This window comes from Acetobacter senegalensis (assembly GCF_001580995.1).
Taxonomy (GTDB): Bacteria; Pseudomonadota; Alphaproteobacteria; order Acetobacterales; family Acetobacteraceae; genus Acetobacter; species Acetobacter senegalensis.
Genome location: NZ_LHZU01000113.1, coordinates 1 through 12,816, shown reverse-complemented (window position 1 = coordinate 12,816; position 12,816 = coordinate 1). Strand labels below are relative to the sequence as shown.

The window sequence follows — 12,816 nt, the reverse complement described above, 5'->3', positions numbered from 1 at the left end:
GCCTCCGTTCAGGCTACAGGCACGTCTTTGCCGGTAATCTGGCTGGCCAGCCACGCGGCATCACGCGAGACGCCGGAGAACCGCCCCGATCCCCATGTGTGCAGCCAGGGCAGACCAAGGAAGTAGAAGCCCGGCGCATCGGTCACGCCACGATGCCAGACCGGCTTGTTGGCCCCGTTGAAGACCGGCACATCAATCCAGCGATAGTTCGGACGGAAGCCGATGCACCAGAGGATCGAGGTGATCCCGGCCGCCTTCAGGTCGAGCGGCGTGTTGCTGCCATCAGGCTCCCAGACGGGCACGTAGGGCGTTTCGGTTGGCGCACTGATACCTTCGCGAGCGATATAGGCGTCGATGGATTTCTTGATGTCGGCATTGGTCCTGTCCGCATCATCAAGGTTTTCCCTCAGGTCTGGCGCGAAGTGCGCGACTTCGTCACGGATGGTCTCCAGCGTGCCATGCAGGCCAACGCCCTTCTTTGCAAAGAGGCGCAGATCAAGATCATGGCCTCCATTTCGACCAGTGACATAATGGTTGGTCTTATCGCGTGCGCCGTCACGCAGAGGGTGATTATCCACCGTAAGATCATAGAAGTGCATGTCCGCAAGCCAGTCCACAACGTCACGGCCACGGTAGAAACGCGAGACACGCGGGGCGGAGCCGACACAGAGATGGACCTTGCGTTTTTCAAGGAACAGATCCTCGACAATCTGTGCGCCAGACTGGCCACTCCCTACAACCAGAACAGCCCCTTCAGGCAACTGGGCCGCGTTGCGGTAATCCTGCGAGTGAACCTGATGGATGGCAGGGTCGATCGCGCTGGCATAGCCGGGGATGACCGCGTCCTGGTATGCGCCTGATGCGATGACCACATGCTTTGCGTGCCAGGTCTCACCGCCCGCCACTACACGATACCCACCGGCTTCGTGACGTGTGATGGAGGTAACCGCTGTGTGTTCGTGCAAAGGCGGGTTAAACGAATTAACAAAGCCCTTCACGTATTCGATGATTTCCTGCTTCACCATGAAGCCGTGCGGATCTTTTCCCTTGTACGGATGGCCGGGGAGTTCGCATTGCCAGTTCGGTGTAACCAGGCAGAAATTGTCCCAGCGCTCATCGTCCCACGAATGGCAGGCCGTCTTTGCCTCAAAGACAATGTGGTCCACCTTCTCGCGGCAGAGATACCAGCTCATGGAGAGCCCGGCCTGTCCGCCACCCACGATGGTAACGGGAATGCTTTTTTCGTTCTGTGTCATGGTCGTTCTTTTCGTCTCAGGATCTGAAAGACAGGACGCGCACCTGCGCATCGGGTCGATTGAGAAAAAGCGTGCAGGTTTGGCGGATGGTGTGAAGCTGACCAAGAGCGCGGCTGCATGGAAAGCCGTAGCGGGCGCGAACCCGCTCGCTAGCTTCCGTCAGGGCCGTGTCCGCCTTTTCCAGAAACTCCCGGACCGGATAATCCTGACCGGGCGTGAAGTGGTCCCTTATGACCAGCGATGGGGAGTAACAGTCGGTCTCCTTCCCATCGGGCCAGCGCACGCGAAAGGTCATTTCGGGCATGGTGACAAAACTCCTGAAGTAGGGACGCCAGCGTGCGGCAATGCCGCAAGACGCCGGTATGCGGGGAGGTGCCGACTGGCAACGTCGCCCCAGTCGAAACGGCGAGCTGTTGCCGGGCCGCTGGCCTGGAAACGGGCCGCGCCCCGGACGCCCAAAGCATCACGCAACGCGCAGACAAGGCTCTCGGAACTCTCGGGCTGACACCAGAATGCCTCGTGAGTATGAAGATGCTCGGTGAAAGGCGGTGCAGCAGGCACCACCACGGGAATTCTGCAGGCCAGAGCTTCGAGCGGGCACAGGCCGAAACCTTCGGTCTTTGAAGGATAAGCCAGCACAGAAGATTGCCGGTAGAATGCCGGCATATCCTCATCCGCAACTGTTCCCGTGACGGTCACTGCATTCGCAAGGCCGTGGCTCCGCACCCGCTCCTCGAAGAGACGGCGATAGTCGGAGTGGTCCAGCAGAGACGCGCCGCCGGCTATCACAAGATGCAGATCCGGTTGCTCCCGATGCAGCACCTCAAAAGCTTCAAGGAGAACAAGCGTGTTTTTACGACGCTCGATCCCGCCAACCGACAGCACAAGACGTGCGTTCCGCGGAAGTCCATACCGTGCGCGAAGTGCCTGATCACGCAGACGAGGCTCTGGAAAAAACCTTGTCAGGTCGACACCATTCCCCACCACAGACGCATGCCGCCCATGCTCGGTGCGTAACGTGTCCGCCCAGAGCTGACTAACCGTGAAAAGCTCGGACGCCGCCGTCAGGCCTCGTGTCTGGCGGGCTGCGATACCGGCGTGGGAGAAACGGTCCAGATGATGAACCGTGCGGGCAAAGCCCGGTATCTGCCCCTCCGCCACCAGATCGGCCAGCGCATTGGCGCTGATCGGGTCCTGCGCATGCAGCACGTCAAAATGCTGTCCGCGCAGTGCGTTTCTGATCTCGCCAATACGACGCTCCACCAGTGTTGGCAGATCAGGCACAGGCACGGCCGAGATGCACCAGGTCGCACAGCGGGGGCTGCGGAAGAAACCGGCTCCGGTTACGTCCGGCGCAATCAGCGTTGCGTGATGGCCCGCGTCACACAGGGCTTCCGCCAGCGCCATGCCATGCACCACGCCCCCGCGCGGATTGGTGGAATGGGTCAGGATGCCAATGGACAGACTCATGGCGCAAGCCCCATGAGCGGCGTACGGGCGAGATCCCAGAAGGTTTCCTTCTCGGCCGCCCATGTAACGTCCAGTCGCTGCGTGCTGTCACACCGCCCGATGACAGAAGCCGCAATGTCACGTCCACGAAACCGGGCCAGGATCGCTTCGGCATCTTCGGCGCGCGCCGTGAGCAGGTAACCATAGCTGGGGAAGGCTGACAGCCAGCGCTCCATCGGCGCATCCTCAGGCCGTGGAATGTCTTCGAGCGTGATCGTCATACCCACGCCCGAACATTCGGCCAGCATAAGGGCGGTTCCCAGCAGGCCGGCCATACTGATGTCCTTGGCTGCACGGCTCAAACCATCCTCAGCAATTGCTGGCAGAAGTTCAATATCTCCACGCAGCCGGGCCGCTCCCTCGGTGCCGCACAGCGCGGAACTGGCGTCCCAGAACGGGTGCGGATCATGCCAGCGCCCACGCAGGTCGATGGCGGCAATCAGAACCTCGCCCGGTCGGGCGTCAAAACTGGTCAGCAGATGACGGGCACGACCAAGGATCGCCACCGACAGCGAGTTATGAGTGCTGCGCATGTTGGTGTGTCCCCCAACAACCGGCACACCATAGGTGCTGGCACCATCATGGAGACCCGTCAGGATTGAGGCCGCAGCCTCGGACGTATCGCTCCACAACGCATCAACCACCGCCACGGGGCGACCACCCATCGCCGCGATGTCGCTGACATTGACCATCACGCCGCAATACCCGGCAAACCACGGCATTGAGCGAACAAAGCTATCCTGAAAGCCCTCGCTGGCCAGCAGAAGATAGCCATCACCATCCGGGATCGCGGCGCAGTCATCGCCCAGGCGAATACCCTCACAGGCATCACGCCCCAGAACCGCAACGGCTTGAGAAATATCCTGCTTAGCTGCAAGAGCCCGACCGTTACGGAGCGTGCGCAGCAATGCGGCGAGTTCCCCTGCCATCACGCCACCTGCCGTGTGCGTGGCTGCGGGCGCAGCAACCATGTCTGGTCCTGCCCGTGTGCCGGATAGCGCGAAAGGTCAGCCTGCATGTCATGATGCGGCAGGCCGTGCAGGGTTATGGTGCCAAGGCTCTTCCAGTGCAGACGCCGGAAGAACAGCACGTTCTGCTCCTGGACCTGCGCCAGGAACCGGGTTGCCCCAAGACCGTGCGCCGTGCTGACCGCCATGCGGATCAGTTCTGCCCCGATACGCCCCAGCTTGCGATGATCCGAATGGACAGCCAGACGAGACCCACGCCAGACACCGGGTTCAGCTTCATGGATACGCACCGCTCCCACAACCCTGTCCGGCATTCCGGCCATGCAGCAGGCCGCGATGATGGGAATGGCAACATCGTCAATCGCATCGCGATCATCTTCTGCAAAAACATGCTGTTCTGTGCAGAATACTTTGCGGCGCAGTGCATGATACCCTGCCCGCTCCCACGGCGTGCGGGCAAGACGCACAACATATTCCGTGGGGATGAACGGCCGGTCTTCCATGCCTTCGAGGACCTTACTCATTGTTCGTATGCCGAGAGCGAGGAACAAGCACCACACCGGCCACACCCGGCCCGGATATCGGTGGATTTCATGTTTGCCTCGCGCAGCATCCGGCCCAGTGGCGCCAACACGGATTTCATGAACTCGGCTGAAGGCGGCGCGTGATTTTCCAGCGGTGTGCCGGAAATAGGCACGAACGGCACTACGAAGGGATAGACCCCGAGCGCAATCAGGCGTTCGGCCAAAGCCAGAATGTCTTTGGCACTGTCGCCAAGACCCGCGAGAATGTAGGTATTGACCTGTCCACGCCCGAAGATCGGCACGGCACTGGCGAAAGCGTCCATATAGCGATCAACGCTGACCGTGGCCTTGCCAGGCATGATCTTCTCCCGCACCGCCTGTGTTGCGGCTTCGAGATGCATGCCCAGACTGTCGGCCCCCGCATCGCGCAGGCGCTGGAACCAGCCGTGGTCACGCGGCGGCTCGCACTGGACCTGAAGTGGTAGGTCTACTGCGGCCCGGATGGCACGGGCTGATTCCGCCAGCACGGCAGCACCCCGATCAATTACGTTGGGTGTGCCGGTGGTCAGTACCATGTCGCGCACGCCGTCCAGTTCCACGGCGGCCTTTGCAACCTCGGCAAGCTGCGCGGGTGTCTTATAGGCAATGGTGCGATCGGCCTCCAGCGACTGGCCGATGGCACAGAACTGGCAGGATGTACGCCGGTCGGCATAGCGGATGCAGGTCTGGTGCACCGTGGTCGCCAGCGTGTCACGGCCATGCAGAAGGGCAATCTTCCAGTAAGGAATGCCGTCCGCCGTGCTCAGGCCATAAAAGCGCGGAGCCCTCGGAAAATGGATTGTGCCCAGCGTCTGGCCATCACGCAGCAGCGTGCTTGTCCCACTCTGGTCAGGCGGACTGGCCTGAAACGGAGACCGTCGTGCACCAGATGTATAAACCGGGACCATGACGGTCTGACCTGCTATGGTGATCGTCTTGTGGTCGGAAGGACCGGCTCCGCCCTTGCGGGCGATGCCGCCGGTCTGCTCACCGATCTGAAGCCCGAAGGATTGCAGGTCAGTGACGAGCTTGCGGTCGGAAAGCGTGCCGAGTGTTGGGACGGTCATGACGCAGCCTCGTCATTGGAGGGAGCAACTGGCCCAGTTGCTCCATGCTCACCAACATAATGCACCGTGCATGCGGGCCGCCGGTCCTGCAGCAGGCTGAGCAATTCCGGGCGTGCGTAATGCCCCACGGAATCCATCATCCGCTTGCGCTTGGTGATCAGTGCAAAGTCGAGATCAGCAATCACCATCCCCTCGCCTTCCGTCAGCGGCGTGCCCAGCAGCTTGCCTTCAGGTGAGACGATGGCCGTGAAGCATCCACCCCGCAGCGGTCCTTCCAGCGCGGGATCGCGCGCTATATCCCTGATCTGATCTTCCGTGAGCCAGCCTGTGGCGTTCACGACAAAGCAGCCGGATTCCAGCGCATGATGCCGGATGGTGACTTCCATCTGGTCGGCGAAGATCTGGCCTACCAGCGAGCCGGGGAATTGGGCGCAATGGATTTCCTCGTGCTGGGTCATTAGCGCGTAGCGGGCGAGCGGATTGTAATGCTCCCAGCAGGCCAGTGCCCCGATGCGCCCAGCAGCACTCTCAACAACTTTCAGCCCGGCACCATCGCCCTGCCCCCAGACCATACGCTCATGGTAGGTGGGCGTGATCTTGCGGCGCTTGAGCAGGATCTCGCCTGTCGCATCAAAGATGATCTGCGTGTTGTAGAGCGTGCCGAAATCGCGCTCGTTCACGCCCAGCACCACGACCATGCCGGTGTCGCGGGCGGCTTCAGCCACCATGTCGGTTACCGGGCCAGGGATAATGACAGCGCGCTCGTAGAGCTCCAGATGCTCTCCGCCGAAGCGGAAAGCAGGCTGGATAAATGAGAAATAAGGATAATAGGGCACGAAGGTTTCGGGAAAGACCACCAGCTTCACGCCTTTTTCGGCGGCATCGCGGATGGCCTGACAGACTTTCCGGGCAGTCCCCAGACCATCGTCACCAAGGACGGGGCTGATCTGGATGGCTGCGGCGCGAACGATACGGGGCATGGTGTGCGGTCCTCCCTTGGGCCTTCAGAGAGTCCAGGTATTGAGGATAAAGGCGTTGTCGCGGCGGGCCAGCAGGATGATGTCGAGCACGTCCTGCGGATTGATCGGCGTGATGCCGGGGATCAGGTTCTGCTCGCCGTAGCCGTAAAGAGCCTGAAGCGCGAAGCGACAGGCATAAACCTTTCCACCTTCTTCAAGAATTTTTGCAATCTGCTTGTTGCAGTTCATGTGTCCCGGAAAGGCTTCATCCCCCAGACGGGGAAAACCGCGCTGCACGCCAAGGGTCACACCCGGACCATACAGAAGAACCGACGTTTCAAAGCCTTTGCGGATCAGGCGTGTGGCTTGCAGCAGATTTACAAACCCAACAGACCCTTCATTGGCGACAGTATGAAAAGTGATGAGGGCTTTTTCGCCAGGATTGGCTTTAACGTCCTCGAAAACCTTGTTTTCATAATTGACGAAGCAATCGCCATCTTTATGCGGAGCGTGTTCGATTTTCGGCATGGTATATCTCCCGTGTGCTGCGGTCTCCGGCGAGAAAACGGAGTGGACCGCGTTGCCAAAGCGAACGTGGCACGGGATGGCTGAGAGGCAAAATATTGTATGCCTCCACTGAATGGTACAAACAATACAAATTACATCATGCACTACTCTTTGACGGGCACATGGGCATACAAGAAATATAACTCCGCCATACAATCAGGAAAGACACTCCTAACCATCTGTTTTTAATGACTTTATTTATCACGGATTCGTGAACGAACGACTTTCTTGTTTCACCAATTACGCGCATGTCACGTCCCAGAATCACGCACCTTCAACCTTTTGCCAAGTTGTTCTGAGGTCACACAATGTCGGTAAAACCCGGTGAGCGCTTGTGCTGCAAAACTGAGAGGACCCCGTGAAGAGAGTCTTCGAGACTTGCGGCATCCGACGCACTGCCGAGAGCAATCCGCGCACGCTGTGGAGGTTCACCACTAATGGTAAAAACGGTGCTGGGAACCAGCGCAAGCCCCCGCCTGCGGGCGTAGGCGACAAAATCAGCACTCCCCCACCAGTCCGGCAGTTTTAGCCAGACATGCGGCCCATCCGGGTTCATGCAGTGCCCTTCACCCAGAACCTTGCGCGCAATGGACTGGCGCAGTCGCAGCTCTTTCTGGATAGCATGCAGGATCATATGCGCCTGTTCCGTCTGCATCCATCGCGCCGTGAGCGCACTGAGCAGACCAGCATTGGTCAGCGCAATCGCCCGGATTGCGGCTGTCACTCTTCGGGTCATGTCTGCATTGGGCAAGGCAATATAGGCCGTGCGCAGGCCGGGGCTGAGCGTTTTGGCCAGGGTCGCCACATAGCTGACACGGCTATGGTCAAGGGCCGCCAATGCAGCTGGCGGGACGTCCATCAACAGACTGTAAGGGTCATCCTCGACGATATACAGATGGTGATTTTGCGCAACCTTTAGAATATCCTTTCGTCTTTGCAGGGACATCGTCGCTGTGGTGGGATTGTGGATGGTTGGAATGCAGTAAAGCAGCCGGGGATGATGTTCAGCGCACACCCGGTCAAGCTGCTCGGGCATCATGCCTTCCACGTCACTGTCCACCCCCACCAGAATAAGATCGAACTGCGCCGCTATGGTCCGGATGCCGGGATAGGCAATACGATCGGTGACAATAACATCGCCGGGCTGCGTATGCGTGCTCACAATGGCCGCCAGAGCGCTCTGAGCCCCCGGTGCGACAAGGATTTCGTCTGTTCGCCGTTGACCAATAACGGGTGCAATCCATTTCGCGCCGAGCTGACGCTCCTCCAATGTGCCACCCGTTACCCGGTACGACATAAGGCTGTTCAGGTCCTGCTGCTTGAGAATGGCTGTAATGTCGCTCTGGATAATGCGCTGCAGCGGCGGATCCTGCGGGATGGGCGGCAGGTTCATGGTCAGATCGACCACGGCCGGCCCCGTATGGCGCCAATGGCTTTCCCCCGCGCCAACGCGGATAAAGGTGCCCCGCCCGACCGTCGCATCAATCAGGCCGCGTCGCCGCGCCTCCGTAAACGCCCGGGTGACAGTCGTCAGATTGGCGCCAAGATACTCCGCAATCGTGCGCTGTGGTGGCAGCTTGTCCCCTTCCCGCAAGTCCCCCTTGCGGATGGACAGCGCGAGAGCGTCCGCGAGTGTCATGTAAATTGCGCTCGGGCTCCGGCTAATCTCTTCTTTCCAGTGCGCCAGATAAGGGTATGCAGACATAGGATGGAATTTCCATACATTCGATGAAACTCCATTTGACCACATGCCATACAATCAGCGCAATCACGATGCTGAACTTCAGGCTAGGCGGAACTGGTGATATCGGCCTTGGGCAGGACCGGACGCATCCAGCACGCCGACAACTTCGTCGAGCGAACGCGTGAAGCGTGGAACAGGCGGGATTCAGGTCCTGTCTTTCTGCTCGGTAAGAGTCAGGGAGCAATTGCAGCCGTCAATGGCGCGGACCAGACTGTGCCCGGGGATATTGCCGGTGTTGTGCTGACTGAATCGGTGTCCGTTATGGGAGGCAGCGGGAAAACCGTTTTTAGTGCTGATCCAGAAAAAATATAGGCTCTCGTCCTCATTGTTGCCAATCGGGATGACCGATGCAACGTTGCACCGCCACAAGACGCAAAGCGAATTGGCGCGGCCATGGCAGGCAGTCGTGACGTCACCGTGTTCAGGGCGACAGATGGCACAACCCGGTCCGGAGAAAAACTGTGGTTCCCTGACTACACACGGTTATTTCGGCATTGAGGCAGAGGTCATTACCCGAATCAGCGCATGGCTGGATACCACGACCCAAACTTCAGTCTTAAAATAAACAGACATTCTGTTTCGACAAAGGAGCAACACATTTAATCCTGCCTGCCTGTACGCATTAACGTAAAAACCATTACCGAAGAAATGAATGCGAAAACTGCAGCGGTGAGAAGCGCCCATGAGAAACCGTGGGAAAATGCCTGATGGGCCTGTTCAAGACCTGTTGTCCGGGCAGAACCGCTCAATCCGATAAGGGCACCCGGCAGATCGCCCGCCACAATGGCATCGGCAAATGTTGACGCGTGCTGACATACACCACAGCCGAATGTCCTCACCCAACTGCGGACCATTGTCGCCAAAACCCCGCTGAGCATGGCAAAACCAAGAAGAATGCCTGAAAACCGGGATGTCGTGCTGATCCCTGATGCCATACCGGAACGTTCGCGCGGGACGGCACTCATAATCGCTTTCTGTGTCTCTCCATTAAGCAGACCCCCGCCACTTCCCAGCACGATCATTCCGCTCATGATGATATGCCAGGCAACACTATGGGCACCCCATGCTGTTATGGTGTTGCCTACAGCAACAAGAAGCAGACCTAGTGTCAGGATACTCGCCGATGACAGACGGCGTTCCAGAAGCCTTCCAACATGGGGAAAGACCAGCATTGCAAGAGCAAACGGAAGCATGTCGAACCCCGCCTGCAAGGCTGACTGCCCCAGCCCGTTCTGCAGAAATAAGGGGAGCATAGATGCCATGACCTGTGCCGCAGCTGCGTAGGCGAACATTGCCCAGACCGCCCCTAAAAACCGTGGACTGGAAAACAGGCGAATATCCAGCATAGGCCGTGCCTGTGCCTGCTCAACCGCGATAAACGCACCTGCGGAGAGACCTCCCCCAATGAAACCACCCAGCGCGCTCCATGACGTCCAGCCCTCCGCCTGACCGTTGATGAGCCCCCATGTGAGACCAAACATGGAAGCGGCGAAAAAGACGATACCGGCCGGGTCCAGCTTTCTGGCAGCATCATCGCGTGACACTTCGATAAGAAAAAATACGGCACCGGCAAGAAAAACACAGATGGGCAGGTTTATGTAAAATGCCCAGCGCCAACCCAATGTAGAGGCAATGAGCCCACCGATAATCGGTGCAAGCACCATGGTAAGACCCATGATGCTGCCCCATATTGCCCACGCCCGGTTTCGCTCCTGTGCATTATGAAAACTGTGTCCAATAATTGCCAGTGCCGGAGCAAGCAGGAAGGCCGCACTGATACCTTGCAAGGCACGCGCCAGATACAAAGCCGGGGCAGACAGAGCAAGGCCGCCGAGCAGAGACGCAATTGCGAACGACGCAATGCCAATAAGATAAACGCGCCGGCGCCCGAACCGGTCCGCAATAGCGCCAGCCGGCAACAGCAGGGAGGCAAAACAGAGTACATAGGTACTGATGACCCACTCGACATCCGCAAAACTGGCCCTGAATTCCCGGGCGATCGTCGGCAGCACGATTGCAACCACATTGGTATCGAGAACAGTTAGAGCGCACCCGACAGAGGCCGTCAGAAGAACGAAAAGCGGATTGACGTGCCGTGCGGCAGGGAGGTGTTCGGTCATTGGTCGATCAGTGCGAGGAGCACTTTGACACTCAGCTCATCGTGATCGAATGTGCCAGTATGCGAAATTGCGACCATAATTCCGAAGACGACTGGCAATATCTCTGGACGTCCCATTTCTTTGGCTTTCTGCAAGGATCAACGTCCAAAGGCTAAGCCACGTTTTGGTTGCCGTCATTACGAGTATTTTGCTCCACTCTTAGGCACAGCCTAACAGGAAACTACAATGGAATTGAGACACCTACGTTATTTCGTGGCCCTTGCGGAGGAACTTCATTTTACGCGTGCGGCAGAGCGGCTCAATATTTCCCCGCCTACCCTTACGGTACAAATTCAGGAAATCGAGCGAACATTGGCTGCGCAGTTGCTGGTACGGACGAAACGTTCCGTCATGCTGACATCGGCTGGCAAAGTATTTCTCGGCGAAGCTCGGCGGGTATTGGAGCAATTTTCCAGAGCTGAAAATGCCGGACGGAGAGCCGGACGCGGGGAACTGGGTCGTATAGAGATCGGCTATGTCGGTTCTGCGGCATATACCGGCGTGCTTCAAGATCAGATGAACCGGTTCGCCCGGAAGCATCCTGGCGTGTATCTGAACGCACGCGAGTTTCCGATGGAGAGTCTGCCCCAGCTTATCGCGGACGGCGAAGTGGATGTCGGCTTTGTGCGCTTACCCATGACATTACCACCATTAGTGAGCCATCACGTCTTGGCCCGTGACCGTTTTTGCCTGGCGATGCCAACGGGCACTTTTGATGCTGCTACGGAAACCGCTCCTGTGCATCCGCAACAGATCAGTGACGCCTCTTTCATCATGCCTGAACAGAAATTCGGTACGTTTCAGGTCGCAAGGCGAGGAAATTTCACACCCCGGATCATCTCGACACCTGGCAGTCTTTTGGCAGTCCTGACACAGGTATCAATCGGGAATGGTATTGCAGTATGCCCTGGTGCGGTCCGCATCATCGTCAATCTGCCAGGCGTTGTCTTCCGCGATATTGCGGGGGAACCCGTCGTATCAGAAGTCGCTGCAGTTTTCCGAGCGAGTGAAGCCGCCCCAGCAGTGCGGAATATCATTACCCAGATCCAAGATACACCAGCTAAAGGCCATTATCTGGAAAAATCGAATAACCGTTAAACAATCATAACGAGCGCATGAGCGAAAGGAAGGAAAGAAAGACAGACGATTTCACTATTAATGGTCAATTTTTTCAGATCAGAGCGTGGTAGGAAATTCGCATAACCACTCATACCTGCGACTGCGTCCTCGGCTGCGTAAATCTCTTTAGGCGGGCCAAACATGCAGGTCAGCTCCGTCTGTGCACGAAACCGCCGCCTTCACAACGCAGTTAAAACTAGCACTACAGTAGCATTTTGTGTTGAGTTCTGAATCTATGGGTAATCATGATTCAGGATATGATGAATGGCGGTGCGTCTGTTGAAGAGACTCTGAAATTATGGGCGCGCTCGCTCCGGTCCGCCAAGGATCGAATGGCGCCGCTGTTCACGCAAAAACGTGTCGTAGATTCAGCCTGTGCTTTTCTTGATATTTTGATTGGCAATGAACCACGCAAGACGGGATGGATACGAGCGGAAGCCGCAGGAGATCCTGGTCCATGGCGGCAGCAGGCGCTTCTGGGGCGCGGGCACTGGGATGCCGATGCCCTTCGTGGTGTCGTCAGGGATTATGTGATCGAGCATCTGGGCACTGAAGAGGGCGTGCAGGTCATTGATGAGACCGGTTTTCTGAAGAAGGGTCAGGCGTCCTGCGGTGTGGGGCGGCAGTATACGGGATCTGCCGGCAAGATCACGAACTGCCAGATTGGTGTGTTTGGCGCTTATGTTTCGGAACGGGGGCATGCCTTTATTGACCGCGCCCTGTATCTTCCAAAAGACTGGACATCAAAGCCTGAGCGCCTGAAGCAGGCCCACGTTCCCGATGAGGTGGTGTTTGCAACCAAACCGGCGTTAGCCTCGATGATAATTGAGCGGAGTATTGAGGCCGGTGTGCCCTTCCGCTGGGTTGCAGCAGACGGCGGATTCAACCGGTCGTCGCAACACCTT

General features: G+C 58.0%; 13 protein-coding genes. 3 read left to right on the top strand and 10 right to left on the bottom strand.

Features of this window, described 5'->3' with window-relative positions; all coding sequences use genetic code 11:
* Positions 1–8 precede the first annotated feature (8 nt).
* The 9 genes from AD948_RS05025 to AD948_RS04985 all read right to left on the bottom strand — a co-directional run bounded on the left by AD948_RS05025 (position 9) and on the right by AD948_RS04985 (position 8,594).
* Positions 9–1,256: an MSMEG_0569 family flavin-dependent oxidoreductase gene (locus AD948_RS05025; RefSeq protein ID WP_061470974.1), complete on the bottom strand. Its 1,248-nt coding sequence runs from the start codon at positions 1,254–1,256 to the stop codon at positions 9–11.
* Between the two features lie 16 nt (positions 1,257–1,272).
* On the bottom strand, positions 1,273–1,560 hold the full coding sequence (locus AD948_RS05020; RefSeq protein WP_061470973.1) for an MSMEG_0570 family nitrogen starvation response protein: 288 nt from the start codon (positions 1,558–1,560) through the stop codon (positions 1,273–1,275).
* Complete coding sequence (locus tag AD948_RS05015) at positions 1,548–2,726, bottom strand: MSMEG_0565 family glycosyltransferase (RefSeq protein ID WP_061470972.1); 1,179 nt, start codon at positions 2,724–2,726, stop codon at positions 1,548–1,550. The genes AD948_RS05020 and AD948_RS05015 overlap by 13 nt, the downstream gene beginning before the upstream one ends.
* Positions 2,723–3,697: a sll0787 family AIR synthase-like protein gene (locus AD948_RS05010; protein ID WP_211264438.1), complete on the bottom strand. Its 975-nt coding sequence runs from the start codon at positions 3,695–3,697 to the stop codon at positions 2,723–2,725. Before AD948_RS05010 ends, AD948_RS05015 begins: the two co-directional genes overlap by 4 nt.
* A complete protein-coding gene (locus tag AD948_RS05005; RefSeq protein ID WP_061470971.1) occupies positions 3,694–4,257 on the bottom strand; it encodes an MSMEG_0567/Sll0786 family nitrogen starvation N-acetyltransferase in 564 nt (187 codons plus the stop codon). Before AD948_RS05005 ends, AD948_RS05010 begins: the two co-directional genes overlap by 4 nt.
* Positions 4,254–5,363: an MSMEG_0568 family radical SAM protein gene (locus tag AD948_RS05000; RefSeq protein ID WP_061470970.1), complete on the bottom strand. Its 1,110-nt coding sequence runs from the start codon at positions 5,361–5,363 to the stop codon at positions 4,254–4,256. The genes AD948_RS05005 and AD948_RS05000 overlap by 4 nt, the downstream gene beginning before the upstream one ends.
* Complete coding sequence (locus AD948_RS04995; RefSeq protein ID WP_061470969.1) at positions 5,360–6,343, bottom strand: Nit6803 family nitrilase; 984 nt, start codon at positions 6,341–6,343, stop codon at positions 5,360–5,362. The genes AD948_RS05000 and AD948_RS04995 overlap by 4 nt, the downstream gene beginning before the upstream one ends.
* Before the next feature lie 24 nt (positions 6,344–6,367).
* Positions 6,368–6,850: an MSMEG_0572/Sll0783 family nitrogen starvation response protein gene (locus AD948_RS04990; protein WP_061470968.1), complete on the bottom strand. Its 483-nt coding sequence runs from the start codon at positions 6,848–6,850 to the stop codon at positions 6,368–6,370.
* 340 nt (positions 6,851–7,190) lie between these two features.
* Complete coding sequence (locus AD948_RS04985) at positions 7,191–8,594, bottom strand: aminotransferase-like domain-containing protein (RefSeq protein WP_061470967.1); 1,404 nt, start codon at positions 8,592–8,594, stop codon at positions 7,191–7,193.
* Between the two features lie 96 nt (positions 8,595–8,690).
* On the opposite strand from AD948_RS04985, the gene AD948_RS18610 reads away from it, so the two are divergent.
* A complete protein-coding gene (locus AD948_RS18610; protein WP_248845921.1) occupies positions 8,691–8,945 on the top strand; it encodes a lysophospholipase in 255 nt (84 codons plus the stop codon).
* 287 nt (positions 8,946–9,232) lie between these two features.
* Here the strand turns inward: AD948_RS18610 and AD948_RS04975 are convergent, their stop codons facing one another.
* A complete protein-coding gene (locus tag AD948_RS04975; protein WP_061470966.1) occupies positions 9,233–10,753 on the bottom strand; it encodes an MFS transporter in 1,521 nt (506 codons plus the stop codon).
* Between the two features lie 225 nt (positions 10,754–10,978).
* Between AD948_RS04975 and AD948_RS04970 the strand changes: the two genes are divergently transcribed.
* Both AD948_RS04970 and AD948_RS04965 read left to right on the top strand, forming a co-directional pair.
* A complete protein-coding gene (locus AD948_RS04970) occupies positions 10,979–11,890 on the top strand; it encodes a LysR substrate-binding domain-containing protein (protein ID WP_061470965.1) in 912 nt (303 codons plus the stop codon).
* A gap of 266 nt (positions 11,891–12,156) precedes the next feature.
* On the top strand, positions 12,157–12,816 hold a 660-nt coding region (locus AD948_RS04965), incomplete at its 3' end, for an IS701 family transposase (protein WP_156478936.1).

Coding starts and splice junctions, on each gene's coding strand:
- AD948_RS05020 (WP_061470973.1), bottom strand. CDS start 1,560: ATGCCCGAAATGACCTTTCGCGTGCGCTGGCCCGATGGGAAGGAGACC.
- AD948_RS04990 (WP_061470968.1), bottom strand. CDS start 6,850: ATGCCGAAAATCGAACACGCTCCGCATAAAGATGGCGATTGCTTCGTC.
- AD948_RS05000 (WP_061470970.1), bottom strand. CDS start 5,363: ATGACCGTCCCAACACTCGGCACGCTTTCCGACCGCAAGCTCGTCACT.
- AD948_RS04970 (WP_061470965.1), top strand. CDS start 10,979: ATGGAATTGAGACACCTACGTTATTTCGTGGCCCTTGCGGAGGAACTT.
- AD948_RS05025 (WP_061470974.1), bottom strand. CDS start 1,256: ATGACACAGAACGAAAAAAGCATTCCCGTTACCATCGTGGGTGGCGGA.
- AD948_RS05005 (WP_061470971.1), bottom strand. CDS start 4,257: ATGAGTAAGGTCCTCGAAGGCATGGAAGACCGGCCGTTCATCCCCACG.
- AD948_RS05015 (WP_061470972.1), bottom strand. CDS start 2,726: ATGAGTCTGTCCATTGGCATCCTGACCCATTCCACCAATCCGCGCGGG.
- AD948_RS04985 (WP_061470967.1), bottom strand. CDS start 8,594: ATGTCTGCATACCCTTATCTGGCGCACTGGAAAGAAGAGATTAGCCGG.
- AD948_RS04995 (WP_061470969.1), bottom strand. CDS start 6,343: ATGCCCCGTATCGTTCGCGCCGCAGCCATCCAGATCAGCCCCGTCCTT.
- AD948_RS04975 (WP_061470966.1), bottom strand. CDS start 10,753: ATGACCGAACACCTCCCTGCCGCACGGCACGTCAATCCGCTTTTCGTT.